This is a genomic window from Prosthecobacter fluviatilis (genome assembly GCF_055388355.1).
This window is the reverse complement of record NZ_AP043782.1, coordinates 1,580,807-1,599,536: the sequence shown is the minus strand read 5'-3', so window position 1 is coordinate 1,599,536 and position 18,730 is coordinate 1,580,807. Positions and strand designations below refer to the sequence as shown.

17 protein-coding genes and 1 tRNA gene are annotated in these 18,730 nt (G+C 61.5%); 13 read left to right on the top strand and 5 right to left on the bottom strand.

All coding sequences use genetic code 11. The features are described from left to right. Positions 1 to 21: 21 nt before the first annotated feature. Complete coding sequence (locus tag ACZ5WW_RS06230; protein WP_464694218.1) at positions 22 to 816, bottom strand: TrmH family RNA methyltransferase; 795 nt, start codon at positions 814 to 816, stop codon at positions 22 to 24. 75 nt (positions 817 to 891) lie between these two features. On the opposite strand from ACZ5WW_RS06230, the gene ACZ5WW_RS06225 reads away from it, so the two are divergent. Beyond that, positions 892 to 966, top strand: a tRNA-Thr gene (locus tag ACZ5WW_RS06225). A 113-nt stretch (positions 967 to 1,079) separates the two neighbouring features. On the opposite strand, the gene ACZ5WW_RS06220 is transcribed toward ACZ5WW_RS06225, so the two are convergent. From ACZ5WW_RS06220 to def, 3 genes are all read right to left on the bottom strand, one after another. Next, positions 1,080 to 1,433 carry a c-type cytochrome domain-containing protein gene (locus ACZ5WW_RS06220; protein WP_377166661.1) on the bottom strand — a complete coding sequence of 118 codons (354 nt, stop codon included), beginning with the start codon at positions 1,431 to 1,433 and terminating at the stop codon, positions 1,080 to 1,082. Between the two features lie 124 nt (positions 1,434 to 1,557). Next, positions 1,558 to 2,520, bottom strand: coding sequence for a DUF3500 domain-containing protein (locus ACZ5WW_RS06215; RefSeq protein WP_377166663.1), 963 nt, complete (start codon positions 2,518 to 2,520; stop codon positions 1,558 to 1,560). Between the two features lie 154 nt (positions 2,521 to 2,674). Beyond that, on the bottom strand, positions 2,675 to 3,238 hold the full coding sequence (gene def / locus ACZ5WW_RS06210; RefSeq protein WP_377166665.1) for a peptide deformylase: 564 nt from the start codon (positions 3,236 to 3,238) through the stop codon (positions 2,675 to 2,677). Between the two features lie 96 nt (positions 3,239 to 3,334). Here def and ACZ5WW_RS06205 point away from each other — a divergent pair, with 96 nt between their 5' ends. The 4 genes from ACZ5WW_RS06205 (at position 3,335) to ACZ5WW_RS06190 (ending at position 7,612) form a co-directional block, all read left to right on the top strand. Next, on the top strand, positions 3,335 to 4,570 hold the full coding sequence (locus ACZ5WW_RS06205) for a nucleoside permease (protein WP_377166667.1): 1,236 nt from the start codon (positions 3,335 to 3,337) through the stop codon (positions 4,568 to 4,570). Between the two features lie 20 nt (positions 4,571 to 4,590). Further along, positions 4,591 to 5,223: a hypothetical protein gene (locus ACZ5WW_RS06200; RefSeq protein ID WP_377166669.1), complete on the top strand. Its 633-nt coding sequence runs from the start codon at positions 4,591 to 4,593 to the stop codon at positions 5,221 to 5,223. A gap of 125 nt (positions 5,224 to 5,348) precedes the next feature. Next, positions 5,349 to 6,677 carry a dipeptidase gene (locus ACZ5WW_RS06195; protein WP_377166671.1) on the top strand — a complete coding sequence of 443 codons (1,329 nt, stop codon included), beginning with the start codon at positions 5,349 to 5,351 and terminating at the stop codon, positions 6,675 to 6,677. An 83-nt stretch (positions 6,678 to 6,760) separates the two neighbouring features. Next, entirely contained in the window at positions 6,761 to 7,612 is an 852-nt protein-coding gene (locus ACZ5WW_RS06190; protein WP_377166673.1) for a hypothetical protein, read from the top strand. A 127-nt stretch (positions 7,613 to 7,739) separates the two neighbouring features. Here the strand turns inward: ACZ5WW_RS06190 and ACZ5WW_RS06185 are convergent, their stop codons facing one another. Next, entirely contained in the window at positions 7,740 to 8,555 is an 816-nt protein-coding gene (locus tag ACZ5WW_RS06185) for a sugar phosphate isomerase/epimerase family protein (protein WP_377166675.1), read from the bottom strand. Positions 8,556 to 8,660: 105 nt separating this feature from the next. Between ACZ5WW_RS06185 and ACZ5WW_RS06180 the strand changes: the two genes are divergently transcribed. Genes ACZ5WW_RS06180 through ACZ5WW_RS06145 form a run of 8 tightly spaced genes read left to right on the top strand, consistent with a single transcriptional unit; the run spans position 8,661 to position 18,708 of the window. Continuing rightward, positions 8,661 to 9,332, top strand: coding sequence for a DUF1573 domain-containing protein (locus tag ACZ5WW_RS06180; protein WP_377166677.1), 672 nt, complete (start codon positions 8,661 to 8,663; stop codon positions 9,330 to 9,332). A 36-nt stretch (positions 9,333 to 9,368) separates the two neighbouring features. Beyond that, entirely contained in the window at positions 9,369 to 9,782 is a 414-nt protein-coding gene (locus tag ACZ5WW_RS06175) for a rhodanese-like domain-containing protein (protein WP_377166679.1), read from the top strand. A 53-nt stretch (positions 9,783 to 9,835) separates the two neighbouring features. Beyond that, the gene (locus ACZ5WW_RS06170) at positions 9,836 to 10,102 is read left to right on the top strand and encodes a GlsB/YeaQ/YmgE family stress response membrane protein (RefSeq protein ID WP_377166681.1); all 267 of its coding nucleotides are present in this window, start codon (positions 9,836 to 9,838) and stop codon (positions 10,100 to 10,102) included. 45 nt (positions 10,103 to 10,147) lie between these two features. Then, positions 10,148 to 12,298, top strand: a complete 2,151-nt coding sequence (locus tag ACZ5WW_RS06165; protein WP_377166683.1) for an NfeD family protein — start codon at positions 10,148 to 10,150, stop codon at positions 12,296 to 12,298. Positions 12,299 to 12,357: 59 nt separating this feature from the next. Beyond that, on the top strand, positions 12,358 to 14,022 hold the full coding sequence (locus tag ACZ5WW_RS06160; protein ID WP_377166685.1) for an NADH-ubiquinone oxidoreductase-F iron-sulfur binding region domain-containing protein: 1,665 nt from the start codon (positions 12,358 to 12,360) through the stop codon (positions 14,020 to 14,022). A 28-nt stretch (positions 14,023 to 14,050) separates the two neighbouring features. Next, positions 14,051 to 16,822 (top strand): formate dehydrogenase subunit alpha, encoded by a 2,772-nt coding sequence (gene fdhF / locus ACZ5WW_RS06155; protein WP_377166687.1) that lies wholly within the window; start codon positions 14,051 to 14,053, stop codon positions 16,820 to 16,822. A 29-nt stretch (positions 16,823 to 16,851) separates the two neighbouring features. Beyond that, the gene (locus tag ACZ5WW_RS06150; protein ID WP_377166689.1) at positions 16,852 to 17,883 is read left to right on the top strand and encodes a hypothetical protein; all 1,032 of its coding nucleotides are present in this window, start codon (positions 16,852 to 16,854) and stop codon (positions 17,881 to 17,883) included. 39 nt (positions 17,884 to 17,922) lie between these two features. Continuing rightward, complete coding sequence (locus ACZ5WW_RS06145) at positions 17,923 to 18,708, top strand: metallophosphoesterase family protein (protein WP_377166691.1); 786 nt, start codon at positions 17,923 to 17,925, stop codon at positions 18,706 to 18,708. Positions 18,709 to 18,730 lie beyond the last annotated feature (22 nt).

Here is an 18,730-nt window from a genome sequence, read left to right as displayed (position 1 = left end):
AAGCCAGCCGGGCTGTTTGCTTTATCGCAAGCCGCGCTGCCGCACTGCCTCAAACAAAATCGCCGAACCTGCCGCCGCCACGTTCAGAGATTCCACTGGCGCATGCAGGGGAATGCGGACCCGGGTGTCGCAGGCTCGCATGATGTCCGCGCTCGCGCCGCGTCCCTCATTGCCCAGAATCAAGAGCGTCGGCTGGCGCCAGTCGTAGTCGTAGTGGAGGAGATCGGCCTCGCCGGTGGCGACGACGGTTTTGATGCCACGGCTGCGGCAGGTCTCCAGCACGCCGAGGCCGGAGACGTCTGGCAGGATGGGCAGGCGGAAGGCGGAGCCCATGGAGCTGCGCAGGGTTTTGGGCGAGTAGGCGTCCGTGGAGCCAGCAAAGGAAAAGATGCCGCTGGCACCGGCAGACTCTGCAGTGCGCACCAGGGTGCCGAAGTTTCCGGGGTCCTGGATGCGGTCCAGTCCGAGGATGAGTGGGGCGGGGCTGGCGAAGAAGCTGTCCAGCGACGGCTGCGGACGCTCGGCGATGACGATGATGCCCTGGGTGGACATGGTGTCGCCGAGGGATTCCATCACAGACTCGGAAAGCTGATGCACCGGGCAGGAGATGCGCTCGAGCAGCACCTGCTGGGCGGGGGAGGGGGCTGCGGAGGTGAAGCAGGCGTGCAAGCCAAGCCCAGAGGAAAGGCACTCACCAACGAGACGCTCGCCCTCGACAAAGATCAGATCACGCTCGCGCCCTTCGCGCACGCGGCGGGCGTGTTTGATGCGTTCGTTGGAGGAGCTGGTGATGAGCATGGGGCGGGTGGGGATCATTCCCTGTCTAATCCTGTTGTAAATCCATTTGCCGAATGAAAGCACGCGTTTATTATGATGGCCCCTCACGAATGTGCCTGCATAGCTCAGTGGTAGAGCAGCGGTTTTGTAAACCGCAGGTCGTCGGTTCGACCCCGACTGCTGGCTCCATTTGAAGGTGATGGCAGGAGCCGATTCATCGGCCTAGGCAAAGCCAGTTCCGCCAGCCTTCAGGACAGAGTATCCTGATTATCGATTCGAACCACGACAAGGGCGGACGATGCTCAAATACTGCCGCCTGACATGGTGTCGATCCATCGGCGTAGCATTTCGAGTTCTGCGGGGGTGATAAAGGGGCCTTCCTTTTTGGGCGGCATTTCTTTGTAGTGGATCAGCTCGATGAGGAGGCTTTTTTTCGCGTTGCCGGGTTTGAGGGCCGGGCCGGTGTCGCCACCTTCGAGCAGGGCTGACAGGGTGCGCATGTCCAGCCTGCCACCGCGGCGTTTTGCGCCGTGGCAGCGGATGCACTTCTCTTCAAAGACGGGGAGGATGTCTTTTTTGAAATCGGGTGCGGGCACGTCAGCCGCTCCAGCCAGGCTGCCGAGCAGCAGCCCGCTGAAGGTGACTGAAAGGGGCATCCGGATCACCACAAGAGACAGGCCGATTTGCACCGCAGAGATTTGAAAAACGCAGAGGAAGGCATGATGGGCCGGATTTTGCTGCGCAGATGTGGCGCTGCGTGTCCCGGGAAGTCTGAGGGACTCAGGCCTGGCCGACGACGTTCACGAAGCAGTGGACGTGGGGTAGGACGCGGTAGTTCCAGACGAAGCCGGGGCCTTCGATGCGCCAGGCGTCCCAGCGGTCGTTGCCTTTTTCCGCGTTGTCCTTGTAGAAGGCGAGGCGCAGTTTTTCCATGCCGCCGTTGGTCTTGATGAGCTGCATCACTTCGTCGCCGTCTTCCTGGCGGAAGGGGTTGAGAAGCTTGCGCATCACATCGGCGACCAGTTTGCGCTGGGATTCATCGAGATCTGCGTAACCGACGCCGGTGGCGGGTTTGGCCACAAGCTTGGGGGTGAGCGCGCCCACGCCATCACCTGGAGAGCCGACGATGACGGCCTGCTTGCGCTGAGGTTCATTGAGCATGTCAAAGACGCTCATCACTTCGCGGGTCTGGTCGTTGTAGACATTGTTCTCGCTGTGGCCGTTGGCGGAGTGGCCGTAGTACATGGGGCCGCCAAAGGCGGTGTTGGGCTGGGAATTGCCATCGCAGCGCAGGGTCAGGTGGTGCCCGGCGAAGACCCAGGAGAAGGGATCTTTGCCGGAGGGATCGCCGAAGATGGCGATGCCGTTGCCCTCAAAGGAGCCGCTGCTGTCCCACTTGCCATGGCGGCTGATGCGGTCGTAGGCCTCGTCGCCGGAGAGGATGGACTTGAAGGTTTGTTTGATCAGATCCTGCTGAGGTGCGGTGAACTGCTCGCTCAGCTTTTTGCCCAGCGGCGCGGCATTGTGTGTCTTGAGTCGCGTGGGGAGGCCACCTGCCTCGGCACCATGGTCCCAGGGGCGCACTACGGCGGTTTTCTGCTCGGCAGTCAGCGTGGCAAAAAGCTCACGAATGAGTTCCTCCGCCGGCCTGGCCTTGCGCGGTGCTTCTGCCGGTGCGGCAAAAGCAGATGGCAGGGAGGATGCCGCCATGGCTCCCAGCGCACTGCCAGAGAGTGCGCGCATGAAATCACGACGCCCCAGGTATGGGCCCGGAGCGCTCTGTGCAGCGCATTCTGGGCAGGCCGGGGGATTCAAATCTGAAGGAGAAACGGCGTTTGGGTGGAAGTTCATGGCAGGGATCCTATACAGCCTTTGCGCCTGCCATCTTGCCGCCGGGCTACTCGTCGTCCTCTTCCCACTCCTGCATCAGGCGGGCCAGCTTGCGCTTCATGCCCACCTTGGCCACCGCGTTGAGGCGGTCAATGAAGAGGATGCCGTTGAGGTGGTCGATCTCGTGCTGAAAGGCGCGTCCGAGCAGGCCGTCTGCCTCCACGGTGACGGTTTTGCCGTCCAGATCCATGTAGGTCACCTTGACCTCGCTGGAGCGGCGGATGTCTCCGCGCAGGCGGGGGAAGCTGAGGCAGCCTTCTTCGCCGATCTCCTTGTCCTTGCCGAGGTCCAGGATGGGATTCATGAACACGATCGGCATGTGCTTCACCATGTCCACCTTCTCGCCGTTTACCTTCATGTAGGTGATGCAGTCCGGATTATGGGAGACATCGATGACGGCGAGCTGCACGTCCACGGCCACCTGTGGGGCGGCGAGACCGACGCCATTGGCCTCCTTCATGGTCTCCAGCATGTCCTCCGCCAGGGTACGGATTTCGGGCGTCACTTCGGTGACAGGACGGCATTTGGCGCGGAGCACCGGTTCGGGATAGCGGACGATTTTGCGGACCATATTCTTTCTAAATATCACCGGCTTTTGCCAGGCTCAAGCCAGGAGTGGTTTTGTCCTTGCCAAGATACGGCGCTCTCCCTAGCCTCGCGCCCACTTATGACCGCCTCTCCCGCGCAATCGTCCATCAAGTTCAAGCTTTTCCTCATGATGATTTTAGAGATCGCCATCTGGGGGGCATGGCAGATCAAAATCTTTTCCTACATGGGCATGCTGAATTTCACGCCGGATCAGCAGTGGCTGGTGGGCAGCTCCTTCGGCATCGCCTCCATCGTGGGCATTTTCTTCAGCAACCAGTTTGCCGACCGCAATTTCTCTGCCGAGCGCTTCCTGGCCTTCAGCCATCTGGTGGGCGGCATTGCGCTCATCGCCACGGCCTTCCAGACCTCCTTCTGGCCCTTCTTCTCCTGCTTCGTGGTGTACTGCCTGCTGTATGTGCCCACGATCTCCGTCACCAATTCGCTGGCCTTTGCCAATCTCAAGGACCCGGCCAAGGACTTTGGATTTGTGCGCATGGGCGGCACCATCGGCTGGATCATCGTCAGCTGGCCCTTCATCTTCCTGCTGAGCGAGAAAGCCGGCGCCTCTGAGACCAAGTGGGTCTTCATCGTGGCGGGCATCATCTCCCTGGTGCTGGCGGCCTTCAGCCTCACGCTGCCTCACACCCCGCCGCGCAAGGACGCCGAAGGCATGGACAAGGTGGCCTGGATCAAGGCGCTCAAACTTCTCGGCAATCCCTTCGTGCTGGTGCTCTTCATCGTCACCTTCATCGACTCCACCATCCACAACGGCTACTTTGTGGTGATCGACCCCTTCCTGCAGCGCGTGGGCATCTCGGCCAACATGAGCATGGTCGTCAGCAGCATCGGGCAGGTGGCGGAGATCCTGACCATGCTCATCCTCGGCTCGGTGCTCAAGAAGATCGGCTGGAAGAGCACGCTCATCATCGGCATCATCGGCCACGCGGCGCGCTTCAGCATCTTTGCCTTCTTCGGCACGCCGGAGAACCAGTGGCTCATCATCGCGGTGCAGGTGCTGCACGGCATCTGCTACGCCTTCTTCTTTGTGACGGTTTACATCTTTGTGGACGCTGTCTTCCCCAAAGACATTCGCTCCAGCGCACAAGGTTTGTTCAATCTGCTGATCCTCGGCATCGGCATGGTGGTGGCCAGCAAGATCTTCCCGCAGCTGGTGGCCAGCTACACGCATGACGGCCTGGTGGACTACCACAAGCTCTTCCTGGTGCCGACCGGTATGGCGCTGGCGGGCATCGTGCTGCTGGCCCTCTTCTTCCGCCCGCCCACACACGGCCCGGAAGGTGAAGTGAAGCACTAATTTCAATGCCTCCGCCAGCCATGAAGCTCCACCTTCTTCTCTGTCTCCTGCTCGCTCTCACCACAGCGCACGCGGCGGAGAAGAAGCCCCCGAAGCCCATGCGCCTGAAGGGCGATGTCATCCTGGCCGATGACTTCAAGGCGGAGAAGCTGGACGAAAAGTGGACCTTTGCGAAAGGCGAGCAGGCGGCAAAGTTTGAGGCCGCCGCCGGCACGCTGCTCATGGATCAGGCAGCGGCGAAAGGGGCCGTCATCTGGCGTGCGTTTGACGCTCCGGTGGAAGACGCCTCCATCCAGCTCCTGGTCAAGCCCTGGACCTGCTCATGGATCGCCTTCGGTTTTTACGCGCCTGGAGAGCGTCCCGGCGCGCAGCGCAAGATCAACATCGCCGTGACCCCAAAGGGCGTGGTGGCCGTGCGCGATGTGGAGAGCCAGACCAATCTCAAAACCGCCAACATCCGCGCGGATGCCGCCAAAGAATGGCAGCGCGTGGCCTTTGAGTCCAAAGGCGACAAGATCACTGTGCTGGTGAATGACCAGACCGTAATCGAGTTCAAAACCGAACTTACTCAGGGCCCCAAGGCCGGCGTGCTGCTCAACCTCTACGGAGGGAAGGGCAGCGTGGACGAGGTGGAGGTGAAGAAGCTGAAGTGAGGAAAGAGGCTGGCTTGCTGGCATTGATTCCGGCCCTGCATCAGGATCGAGTTCGAGGACGAGGACGAATTTGCTTTGGCGGTAGCGCTTGACCTATTGGCTGCTGCATTCGTCATTCCTTCACCATGAATCCCCCCGGCCTTGACCATCTGCTGACCTGTCTGCGTTTTCCCTCCGTCTCCACCGACTCCACTCGCCGCGCTGATACACGCGCCTGTGCCGAGTGGTTGCTGGCGCATCTGCGCTCCATGGGGCTCAGCGGCGCACTGCATGAGACGCCCGGGCATCCGGTGGTGCTGGTGAAAAACAAGCACATCCCCGGACGCCGCACGGTGCTGCTCTACGGGCACTACGATGTGCAGCCCGCCGAGCCGCTGGCCGAGTGGAAGACGCCCGCCTTTGAGCCCACCATCCGCGATGGCCGCATCTACTGCCGTGGCGCCACGGACAACAAGGGCCAGCTCATGGCCCACGTGCAGGGCCTTGCCGAAACACTGGCGCAGCACGCCGACCTGCCGGTGAATCTCACCGTGCTCTTTGAGGGGGAAGAGGAGATCGGCAGCCCGAACCTCAAGCCGTTTTTGCAGCAGCATCGCGAGGAGCTGAAGTGCGACGTGGTGGCCATCTCAGACACAGGCATGGTGGCCCCCGGCGTGGGCACCTTCACCTACGGCCTGCGCGGCATCGCCTGCATGGAGGCCAAAGTTTACGGTCCGTCGATCGATTTGCACAGCGGCATCTTTGGCGGTGCCATTGCCAATCCCGTCACCGCTGCCGCACGGCTCACCGCCACGCTGCACGATGACGAAGGACGCGTGATGATCGGCGGCTTTTATGACGGCGTGCGCCCCGTGCAGGACTGGGAGCGCAAAGCGTGGAACGAGCTGGGAGATGGCGATGCCGAGATGCTCGAACTCACCGGCTCTCCTGCACTCTTTGGCGAGCCCGGCTACACCGAGCGCGAGCGCCGCTGGGCAAGGCCCACGGCAGAGGTGAACGGCATCGGCGGTGGTTATCAGGGAGAGGGCTCCAAGACCGTCATCGGCCGCGAGGCCTTTGTGAAGCTCTCCTTCCGCCTCGTGCCGGACCAGCATCCCGATGTCATTCTGGAGCGTGCCGCCGCGCATCTGCGCGCCCATCTGCCCAAGGGCGTGCGTCTGGAGATCAAGCCCGGCCATACCGGCATGCCGTACATCATGGACCCGCATTCTCCGCTGGGCAGCGCTGCGCAGCGTGCGCTGAAAAAGGTGTTTGGAGACAAGACCGCGCTCATCCGCGAAGGTGGCAGCATCCCCATCGTGCAGGCGTTTAAAGACGTGCTGCATGCCGACACGCTGCTGCTCGGACTCGCGCTGCCAGACTGCCAGGCGCATGCGCCGAATGAGAACTTTCCCATCGACAACTTCATTGCCGGTGTGCGTCTCAATCAGGCGCTGCTGGCGGAGCTGGCGTGAAAAAACTTCTGCAAACTGCGCAACCATTGCTGCACCACCTTGTTTGAGTCGGCGTGCTTTCAATAACCAAACTCACGCACGATATGAAACTCAAAAAAACATTCCTCTGCGGGTTCAGTCTTCTGAGCCTTGCCTGCTTCTCCATCGCGCAGGATGCGCCCAAAGGCCCGCCGCCAGAGGGTGCTCCTCAGCCTCCCCGTGAAGGTGGTGCTCCCGGACGTCCTCCTGGCGGCCCTGGTGGTCCCGGAGGGGGAGATGCAGCCGGGCGTGCCGCAGAATTCGTCAAACGCCTGGACACGAATGGCGATGGCAAAATCAACAAGGAAGAGTTTGCCGTCATGAGCAGGAAGATGAGCGATGAGCGCTTTGGCCAGATGGACAGCAACGGAGATGGTCTCATCGATCAGGAAGAAGCTGGCAAGATGGCGCAGCGGCAGGGCGGGCAGGGAGGCCCGGGAGGTCAGGGCATGCGCCGTCCTGAAGGTGGTCCTCCAGGAGAAGGGGTCGGCTTCCGCCGTCCTGAAGGCGGCCCTCCAGGGGAAGGTGGAGGCTTCCGCCGTCCGCCAGGCGGTGAAGGCGGCTCTCCCGGCGGCCCGCCGCAGGGCAGCCCAGGCATGCGCCCCGAAGGCGAAGGCCAGGGCGGACGCCGTGGCATGGGAATGTTTGACCCGAAGGAAGCCTTCAAGCGCATGGACACCGACGCCAACGGATCTCTCTCTCCAGAGGAATATGCCCAGGGAGTGGAAAAAATGCGTGAGATGTTCCGCGGTCGTGGTGGACAGGGCGGCCCTGGTGGTCCTGGGGGCATGCGTCCCGAAGGTGGTCCTGGCGGTGCTCCCGGAGGCGCTCCTGGTGAAGGCGGCGGCTTCCGTCGTCCTCCAGTGGAAGGTGATGCTCCCACCCCGCCTCCTGCTCCCGACAAGCCCAAGGAATAATCCGGCTGTCTGAGCAGCGCACAGCTACTCACTCTCTCCTCACGCGGGATGGTCTCCGGACCATCCCGCTTTTTTATGAGCCCGGCAACAAGATGAACGAAAGCTGCGGCAGCTCTCGCGCAGCTCATCAAAGTCCCATCACCTGCTTCAGATACTGGATGCTCTGGCGCGCGATGGTGGGCGCATCGGGTGTGTAGTCAAAGACCTCCACGCTCAGGTAGCCATTGTAGTTCGTCTCGCGCAGGGCGGCGATGATGGGCTCATACTTCACCTCGCCCTGGCCGGGGCCGCGCAGGTTGGGGTCGTTGGTGTGGAAATGCACGGTCCACTCCTTGCTGTCGCGGATGATGTCGGGGATGGGCTTGGACTCGTCGCTCATGGCCTTCACGTCGAGGTGCAGCTTGCAGGAGGGGTGGTCCACCAGCTTGCAGAGGCGGATGGTTTCCTCGGCGGTGTTGAGGAAGTTGGTTTCCTTGCGGCCCAGGGGCTCCATGGCGATCACGACGCCGTATTTGCCGCACTCTTCGGCGACTTCGCGTACGCAGTCAGCGGCACGTTTGAAGGCGTCTTCATAATTCCACTCCGGCAGCACATTGCGTGCCTTGGGGCTGCCCCACACCATGATGCGTCCGCCCGTGGCGCCGCAGAACTGGGCGAGATGGCGGCCAAACTTCGCCGTCTCCTTGCGCTGCAGTGCATCCGGCGTGGTGATGTGAAACCAGGTGGGCTTGGTCAGCAGCCAGTGCAGGCCCAGGATTTCGAGGCCGAAGGACTTGGCCTTGGCGCACAACGTCAGCGCCTCCTCGACGGTGAGTTCACGCGGGTCCTCCTTCAAGGTGAAGGGGGCCAGCTCAATGGCGTGATAGCCTGCCGCTGCGGCATCTTCACACATTTTTTCAAAACTCCAGTTCTGGTAGGTCTCGTTGCAAATCGCGAATCGCATAGGCGGGCAGGGTGCGCGGCTGCCCGTGTACGTCAAGATGCCTTGCATTCCAGGGGGCGGGATGTGCTATATTTTCATATGCAAGCCAGCCGCCTCACTCTTCTTATGTTCGCGTTCGCCGCCACGGTGCATGCCGAACTCGCGCTCGATGTGCCCGTCATAGAGCTGAAGCCCAAGCCCGAGGACGAGGAGGTGCAGACCACTTTCAAATTCCGCAACAAGGGGGACAAGCCGGTGAAAGTGCTCAAGCTGGACAGCGCCTGCAGCTGCCTGAGCGCTGAGCTGGACAAGGCGGAGTATCAGCCCGGAGAGGTGGGCACGGGTACGGCGACCTTCAAAGTTTCCTCCTTCAAAGGAAGGTATGAAAAACACATCACGGTCAACACGGACGACCCCAAGCAGCCGGACTGGCAGGTGAATTTCATCCTGGAAGTGCCGGAGGTGGTGGACATCCAGCCCAAAAACCTGCAGTGGTGGATCGGGGATGATCCGAAATCCAAGGCCTGCCTCGTCAAGTTTGTGGGCAATGACCCGATGAAGATCATCAAGATCACGCCGACCCGGCAGAATGTGGAATTCGACTGGAAAGAGATCAGGGAGGGGAGGGAGTATCTCGTCACGGTGAAGCCAAAAAACACCCAGGATGTCACGATGGGGGCGCTGAAGATCGAGACCAACAGCCCGATCGAAAAATACCGCTACCAGCTCGCCTTTTTCACCATCACGCGGAAGCCGGAGCCGCAAGCCGCCCCTGCAGCTACGGAGGCCAAGCCCTGATCTGAGCGCTTTATGGTTGCCGCGATCCTTCAGTCCATGGTTCTCGTTTTCCTGGCCGCTGCGGCGGCCTGGGCCACTCACGTCTGGCATCCGCGTGCCCCGGCGCTATACCTGGTGCAGGAACCGCTGAGGAATGATGAAGTTTCCATGCAGCTCATCCAGGAGCGCTGGCAGGGCAAAGTGCTGTGGATCGACGCCCGCATTCAGGAGCAGTATGAGGCGGAGCACATTCCCGGTGCGGTGCTGCTGAACGAGCAGCATTTTGAGGAGCAGCTCTTCGGATTGCTCGACACGCTGCAGACGAACACCAAGCCCATCATCATTTACTGCAATGCTGCCAAGTGCGATGCCAGCCGCAAGATTCTTGAGCGGCTGAAGCAGACATTGCCCATTGAGAACGCCTTTGTGCTCAAGGGCGGGTGGAATGCATGGAAGCAAGTTGCAAAGTGACATAGGTATTGGAATTGACGGCAAGGGGCCGGACTCCGTAAGATGGCGCTATTATGTCACTCCAAGGACTTCTTATCTGGTCGGCGCTCGGATTGGTTGCAGGCATTCTTGCAAAGCTCATCATGCCCGGCAGGCAGGGCATGAACCCCATCACCACGGTGCTGCTGGGCATCATTGGCAGCGTCATCGGCGGCAAGGTCGGCCACCTCATAGGCTGGGGCGTGGCCGGGGAATTCAGCATCAAGGGTATCGCCACTGCGGTAGGAGGTGCGCTGATTCTCATGTACGCCTGGCGGCTGCTGTTTGGCAAAAAAGGCTGACGCAGTGCCGGTTGCGGCACAGACGACACACTCGTAATCTTGGGCATGCAATTCCTACGTTTCCTTCTGCCTGTCTGCCTGGGTGTGCTCTCAGTCACCGGCTTTGCCGCCCCACTGACCGGTCAAATGGCCCGTGTCGGGGTCACCGACTCAGACATCGAGGATCTGCGGCGCTGGCGCGAAATGAGACAGTGGATGGACGAAGCCATCGCACAAGGGGCGGAGGGGCTGATCCTCGACATCAATGTGACGCAGAGCCGTGCACAGGCTGCGCTGTCTCTGGCCGAGGAGATCACCCGGTTGAAGGTCAAAACGAAGGCCTATGTGAACACCTCCGCCATTGGGGGCGGGGCTCTGCTGGCGCTGGCCTGTGATGAGATCTGGATGGCTCCCGGCTCCCGCATCGGTGCGGCTCCGCCCAAGGTGACGGCGGATGAGGCGCTTTCTCCCAAGGCGCAGGACACGCTGCTGGCAGAGTCTCTGGCCGTGCTCAAGGCGGGGGCCCGCAGCCTGTGCAAACTCAAAGGGCATCGCCCTGAGATTGCTGATGCTTTTGTGGATCGAGACAAGGGGCTGGTGCTGGGGGCCACGACGCTGGCGGACAAAGGAGAACTGCTGCTGCTGGATGCCGACACCGCCGTACAGCCCATCGAGGGCAAGCCGCTGCTGGCGCGTGGGATCGTCCCCAACGTGGAGGCCCTGGCCAAAGCCGCCATGCCTGAGGGCAAGCTGCTTGTCTTGAACGGGGTGTGGTACGAGCAGCGGCTGAAAAAGGCGGAGGAGGCGAAACCGACCTCCCCGGTGGCAGCCAAGCCGGAGGTCCCAGCGCCTTCAGTCATCTCTCACAGCCAAAGTTTTGCAGGCAAGGTGGTCATCATTCCCGTGGGGCAGGACGACCTCATCATTCCGGCCCGGTTTGAGTTCATGAAGCGTACGCTCGGCCGCTGCAACCATGACGGTGCTGAGGCGGTGATCTTTGAGCTCGACACGCCTGGAGGGCTGGCCTGGGACACGATCAGCCTGATGATGAAGGACCTGCAGGGCCTCAAGGCACGCAGTTTTGCCTTTGTCAACACGCGGGCGATTTCTGCGGGGGCGATGATCGCGATGGCCACGGACGCCATCTACATGGCACCCGCCAGCGCCATCGGAGCCTCGACGCCTGTCTCAGGTGATGGCACACCCCTCGCCGAGGCCGAGCGGGCCAAGAACAACTCCGCCTTCATGGGCATGGCGCGCACCGTGGTGCGCGAAAAGGGGCACGATGTGCGCATTATCGAAGGGATGATCGACATGGACCGTGGGCTCAGCATCAACGGCCAGGTAATCATTCCCAAGGGGGAGATCGTCACGCTGGATTCCGCGCAGGCGACGATGCTGATCGATGGCAAGCCGCTGCTGGCCAGGGGCATCGTGAAGTCGATCGAGGAGATCAAGCAGCGCGAATCTCTGAAAGGGGAGGTCATCACCGCAGAGCCCACCGGCTTTGAGCGGATCGCCATCTGGGTGACGCGCTATGCGGCCATTCTGATCCTGATTGGTCTTGCTGGCGGATACCTTGAAATGCAGACGCCGGGGTTTGGGCTGCCGGGGTTTGTTTCTGTGGCGGCATTTGCGCTGTTTTTCTTCGGGCACTACGTGGCTGGAAGCCTGGCCGGACAGGAGACAATGGTGGTGGCCGCTATCTTCATCCTGGGCGTTGTTTTGATCGGGGTGGAGCTGCTGGCGGCGCCGGGGACTATTTTGCCGGGCGTGGTGGGTTTTGTCTGTGTGATGGTGGCGCTGGTCTATGCCATGTCCGGCTGGGAGGTGGTGGTGCCTGAGGGGGGGAGCGCTGGCGGCTTCAACTTGGGGGCCTATGCCGCGGGTCTCCGCAGTTTTGCGCTTGGAGTCACGGGGGCGGCGGTCCTCATCACTCTGCTGTGCGTCTGGCTGCCGGATTTGCGGCCGTTTCGCACCCTGATTCTGCAGGCTTCGGCAGGTGGTACGCTGGAGGACGCGCCCGCCATGCAGGCGGCCATCCGTGCCAGAGCTGGGGATACCGGCACTGCCCGCAGCGCACTGCGGCCCTACGGCACCATCGACATCGGGGGGCGGCTGGTCGAGGCCATGGTGGAAGGTGGTTATCTCCAGAGCGGAACCTCCGTCCGCGTGCGGGAAATCCGAGGCGAAAAGATCATCGTGGAAGCGGTTTAATCGCAATTTTTGAGCATGCATTCCCAGGTTTTGATCGTTACTCTTGGCAACCCAACCGCATGTCCAAAAATCTCAGCGCTCTCTCTTTCCGCAAAGGTGTCGAAAAAAACGTCTTTGAACGCATGGTCGATGCCGCCGACAAGGCGGGCACGGCTGAGAAGGACGACATCGTGCACCAGATGGGGCAGGACCACCTCTTTGGAGATGCCATCACACTGGGCGCAGTCAGCTTCTACGACTTCCTGAAAAAGGAGAACGAGGGCAAGAAGGTCTTTCTTTGCAACGGCAGCGCCTGCCTCTGCGCCGGGACCCAGGAAAAGCTGCACCACACGCTGGAGTCTCATTTCAAGAAAGACGAGATCGGCCACATCTGCTGCCTGGGCCGCTGCCATGAGGGCGGTGCCTTCCAGTACCAAGGCAAAAACTACTCCGGCCAGAGCGATGCTGCCGTGGCTGATCTGGTGAAGACAGGGAAGGGTGACTCCGAGGACCGCTACGCCGTCGTCTCCCACCTGCAGCCTGCCATTCTCACCGCTGAGTTTCCGGGCATCGAGGCCTACTACGAGCCGTTTAAAAAGCTCATCCTCACTGGAGATCGCGATGCGCTGGGCGCCGAGCTCAAGGACAGCGGACTGCGCGGCCGTGGTGGTGCGGGCTTCCCCATGCACTTCAAGTGGGCCAGCTGCCGAGCCGCAGCAGGCCCGGTGAAGTACATCGTCTGCAATGCCGACGAGGGCGACCCCGGTGCCTACATCGACAAATACCTCATGGAAAAGCAGCCGCACAGCGTGCTGCTGGGCATGATGGTGGCGGGCTGGTACGCCGGGGCAGAGACGGGCATCCTCTACATTCGTGCAGAGTATCCGGACTCGATCACCATCGTGAACGAAGCCATCGAAGACCTGCGTTCGGCGGGGCTGCTGGGGAAGGACATCCTCGGCACCGGCTTCAACTTCATGCTCAAGACCATCAAGGGCGCGGGTGCCTACATCTGCGGTGAGGAGACTGCGCTGCTGGCCAGCATCGAAGGCCAGCGCCCCGAGGTGCGCACACGCCCGCCTTTCCCCACCATCGAGGGCCTCTTCCGCAAGCCAACAATCGTCAACAACGTGGAGACGCTGGCGAACATCCGCGCCATCCTCACCCTGGGCGGCAAAGGCTACGCCAAGATCGGCACCCCGCAGTCCACCGGGCCGAAGCTGGTCTCGCTCGACTCCTACTTTGTGAAGCCCGGCATCTACGAAGTCGCCATGGGCACGCCCCTGCAGACGATCATCGACCTCGCCGGCGGTTTCAAAACCAAGGTCAAGGCCCTCCAGATCGGCGGCCCGCTGGGCGGCATCGTGCCGATGAGCCATGTGGGCAAGCTCACGATGGATTTTGAATCCTTCAAATACGGAGGCTTCATGAAAGGCCACGCCGGCATCGTCAGCATCCCGGAGTCGATGCCGATGATCGAGTACATCCAGCACCTCTTCCAGTTCACGGCAGACGAGAGCTGCGGCAAATGCTTCCCCTGCCGCCTCGGCAGCACGCGTGGCAAGGAGCTCATCGCCAAAGCCCGCACCGACAGCAGCTTCAAAATCGACCGCGAACTCATCACCGACCTCCTCGATACGATGGAGCAGACCAGCCTCTGCGCCCTCGGCGGCGGCGTCCCGCTCCCCATCAAAAATGCCCTGCAGCATTTTGGGGAGGAACTGAAATCCTATTTCCAAGACTAGACAAAATCCTCCTTAACGCGCGCACTTTATGGTCAAGGATCTCTCCACCCTCACCGCTTTCATCGACGGCGATGCCTACACCTTCAATGAAGGCGACACGCTGCTCAATTTCATCGACCGCCATCGCGGGCGCGGGCATGTGCCTACGCTGTGCGATGCGCCGCAGCTCGACCCCTATGGGGCGTGCCGCGTGTGCTCCGTGGAAGTAGCGCTGCAGGCCGACGGCCCACGCCGCGTGGTGGCCTCCTGCCACACGCCGCTGACGGCGGGCATGCATGTCTTTACCGAATCGCAGAAGGTGCGGAAGCTGCGCAAGAACATCGTCGAGCTGGTGCTCACCGACCACCCGCTGGACTGCCTGACCTGCGAAGTCAGCGGCAACTGCGAGCTGCAAACCGTGGCGGCCAAGGTGGGCATCCGCAAGGTGCGCTATCCGGCCGGTGCCAACCATCTGGACCGCAAGAAGGACCTCTCCCACGCCTACATGACGTCGGAGCTCTCCAAGTGCATCAACTGCGCCCGCTGCGTACGCGCCTGTGATGAGATCCAGGGCCAGCACGTGCTCTCCATGCACGGCCGCGGCTTCAATGCCAAGATCATCAAGGGGCTGGACCAATCCTTTGCTGACTCCGAGTGCGTCTCCTGCGGCGCCTGCTCCCAGGCCTGCCCCACCTCGGCTATCAGCGACGTGTTTTTCTCCAAGTCCATCGAGGCCACGAAGAAGACGCGAACCATCTGCACCTATTGCGGCGTGGGCTGCAATCTGAACGTGGCCACCAAGGGCGACCAGGTGCTCAGCATCCAGGCCCCGGTGGACGCCGAGGTGAACCACGCGCACACCTGCCTCAAGGGCCGCTTTGCCTTCAAGTTCTACAACCACAAGGACCGTCTGCGCACCCCGCTGATCAAGCAGCCGGACGGCCAGTTCAAGGAAGCCACCTGGCAGGAGGCCTACGATCACATCTTCACAAACCTGACCCGCATCAAGGCGAATCACGGCGGCCAGTCGGTGGCGGGCATCTCCTCCGCACGCTGCACCAATGAGGAAAACTACCTCATGCAGAAGTTCATCCGCAATGTGATGGGCACCAACAACATCGACTGCTGCGCCCGCGTCTGCCACTCACCCACCGCCTGGGGCATGCAGAAGAGCTTTGGCACGGGTGCCGCGACGAATTCGTACGAGGACATCGAGCACACCCGCTGTGTCCTCGTCATCGGTGCCAATCCGACGGAAGGCCACCCGGTCACGGGCGCACGCCTGAAGCAGCATATCATGAAGGGCACGCCGCTCATCGTCATCGATCCGCGCAAGATCGAGCTGGTGCCCTATGCCAAGCACCACCTGCAGCTCCGCCCTGGCACCAACGTGGCGCTGCTCAACATGTTTGCCCGCTGCATCCTCGATGCGGGGCTGGTGAAGACCGACTTCATCAAAAAGCGCTGCGAAAACTGGGAGGAGTTTGAGGCCGGACTGCGTGCGCTGGATCTCGCCGAGCTGGAAAAGATCACCGGCGTCAGCATTGATCTCGTTCGCGCTGCGGCCATCGAGTACGCCTCCGCAGAGGCCGCGATGAGCTTCCATGGCCTGGGCGTGACCGAGCATCAGCAGGGAGCCAAGACCGTCATGCTCATCTCCAATCTGGCGATGATGACCGGCAACATCGGACGCCCCGGTGTGGGTGTGAACCCGTTGCGCGGTCAGAACAACGTGCAGGGCGCCGCAGACATGGGCTGCCAGCCGCACCAGGGCGCAGGCTACTACGAAATGGCCGATCCGCAGGTGCAGCAGCGCTACGCCGACTTCTACGGCGTGCCCACGCCCACCGAGCCCGGCTGGAAGATCCCGCAGATGTTTGACGCCGCCATCGAGGGCAAGCTGAAGGCCCTCTGGCTCATGGGCGAGGACGTGGTGCAGACCGACCCCGACGCCCACCACGTGCGCCATGCCATGGAGAGCCTGGAGTTCCTCGTGGTCCAGGAGATCTTCATGACGGAGACCGCCAAATACGCGGACGTCATTCTCCCCGCCTCCTCCTTCCTGGAAAAGAGCGGCACCTTCACCAATGCCGAGCGTCGTGTGCAGCGTGTGAATGCCACGGTGAAGCCTTTGCCGGGCACCAAGCCCGACGGCCAGATCCTCTGCGAGGTGCTGCAGCGCTTTGGCGTGGCCCAGCCAGACTACACCCCGGACGGCGTGCTGGCGGAGGTGGCGCAGATCGTGCCCTTCTTCAAAGGCATCACCTGGGAAAATCTGGGCGAAAACGGCCTGCAGTGGCCGGTGAAGGAAGGCGGCGTGGACACGCAGATCATGCACCAGGAGCAGTTCACACGTGGCAAAGGGCACTTCCATTTCTTCTCCTGGAAAGAGTCCACCGAACTGGAAACCCACCGCGGCGAGTTTCCCTTCATCCTTACTACCGGCCGCATCCTGGAGCATTACAACTGCGGCACCATGACCCGCCGCACCGGCAATAGCGAGATCGTGGGGCAGGACTTCCTCTCTCTCAATCCCGCAGACGCGCAGCGCAAAGGCATCCGCAGCGGCGACATCGTGCGCCTCTTCAGCGCCCGTGGCGAGGTGGAGCTGGAGGCCCGCGTGACGGATGAGGTCAAGCCCGGCATCCTCTACACCACCTTCCATTTCCCCGACGCCATGGTGAACAATGTCACCGGCCAGGGCTGCGATGGGGATACGATGTGCCCCGAATACAAAGTCGTGGCGGCGGATGTGGAACTGGTGCGTGCTGGCAAGCCGAAGAAGAAGCAGAAGGACGGCTTTGCTCCCGCGCTGGTGTGAGCATTGCGCTCCAGATCTTTCCAAAGGCAATGAGGTTCGTTGTCACAGCGCTGCTGGTCATCCTGCTCGGCAGCGCCGTGCTGCGTGCCGAGACCTTGATCATACCCGTCGTGGGCGAGGGGTGGCAGATCAAGTTCAAGGGCCCGGTGCTTGCCGTGGAAAGCCAGCAGTACAATGCTGACGGGCAGGTCTTCCAGGGCAATGCAGGAAGGTTCAATGTCTCCGCTTTTGTAGGAAAGCCGGCCGGCAGCGGCGGTGACAGCAAAGCCTGCCGTGATCATTTTTGGAAGCTTGCAGGCGAGGGGGGGATGATCCAAAAAGACAGCGTGAAGCAATGGAGCACGCCCTACTGTGAATGCGTGGCTTATGTGACCAAAGACGAAAGCCAGGGGGAGGCATCGACCCGGGCAAACATCAGCTGCTGTTTCGAAATCCTGGGAAAATGGGCCCATCTGCATGCCTCGGTCATCTCGGCAACTGACGAAGAAACCCAGATGCTGAAGGAGCTGGCGGAGTCACTGATGTATTGCACGTTTGCCAGATACAAAGGCGGCAGCCAGGAGTTTTTGCTGGGCGGCATGGGCAGGTTGCGAATGAATGTTCCCGTGTCATGGCGCGCTGGAAACCACTGTGTCAACATGGGCATCGGAACCGCGGAGCAGCATGAGCTTTCGTTTTTTTCCACCACAGACCCCGGCAAGACCTGGAAGATGACCTTTTTCAACTGTGCCATGCGCTACAAGACGCAGGCAGACATCGAGCTGACCGCCAGGACCGCCCCCCGGCCCGCCAAAGGCGAACCGGTGGAGCAGGCGGTGGCTTTGCAGGAGATCAAGCTCAAGCAGGGCGTGGGGTGTCTGACCGTGTACACCCATGCCGAGCAGGGAGACAAGCCGGTGGCCACAGGCGCTGCCAGGGTCAGCGCCTCCGGCTTTGTGGCCCCTGTGCCCGATGTTTTGGGGACGATCACCCTCTCTGCCGATGATGCTAAGGATGCTGATTTTATGGCGGCGATTCAAGCTCTGGGAACGATCGAGTGGGAGCCGGTGGAGGCGAGGTGAGGGGACAAGGCTGAACATTCTCGTCCTTGCATGCAGGACATGCGCATCCGAACCAACGGCAGGCCGCCGCACAAAAACATGTCCGCCCGAATTCTCATCGCCACAGATCTCCATCAGCGCGCCGTGCTTTACGCGGCGTTGGTGAAGCTTGCCGCCGAGGTCAAACCGGACGCGGTCATTCTGGGGGGCGATTTTCTGCACGGCACGGGCATGCAGCCCTATGGAAGCACGCGGCAGCTGACACCCACGCTTTGCTCGGTGGAGCTGCAGGAGCTGGCACCGCCTCTTTTCTTTGTGCGTGGAAATCATGAAGATGAAAACTGGATTGAGTTCCGCGATGCGTGGAAGTCCCTGCATGGCTCAACTCCGATCCGCCTGAACGGCAGCTTTGCCATGATTGGAACGGCAGGCGTGGTGGGCTTTCCCTGCGCCATGGGGATGGAGGAGGCCTTTAGCGAGGGGGCGATGCTCGGCGGGAAGCATTACTCTGCATGGCTGAACCCACTTTTGGCCGTCCATGGCGACCTTGCACGCCAGCTCTGGGTGATGCATGAACCACCCACAGGCACGCAGCTCTCGCTAGCGGGCTCACTGGTCGAAGGCCATGAGTGGTGGTGGGACGCCCTCGAAGAGCATCAGCCCGAGCTGGTGGTCTGCGGCCACGATCACACCACCCCGATTCGTCGCGGTGTATGGCGGGACCGTATTGGAAAGACCACTGTTATCAATGTGGGCCAAAACATGGACGGTCCTCTGCATGCCACGCTGGTGACCCAGGATGCTGCCACGGGTGATCTGCGGTGCGAAAGACTCCAGAGGGACTGAGTGCTGCTGCCGACATTTCATG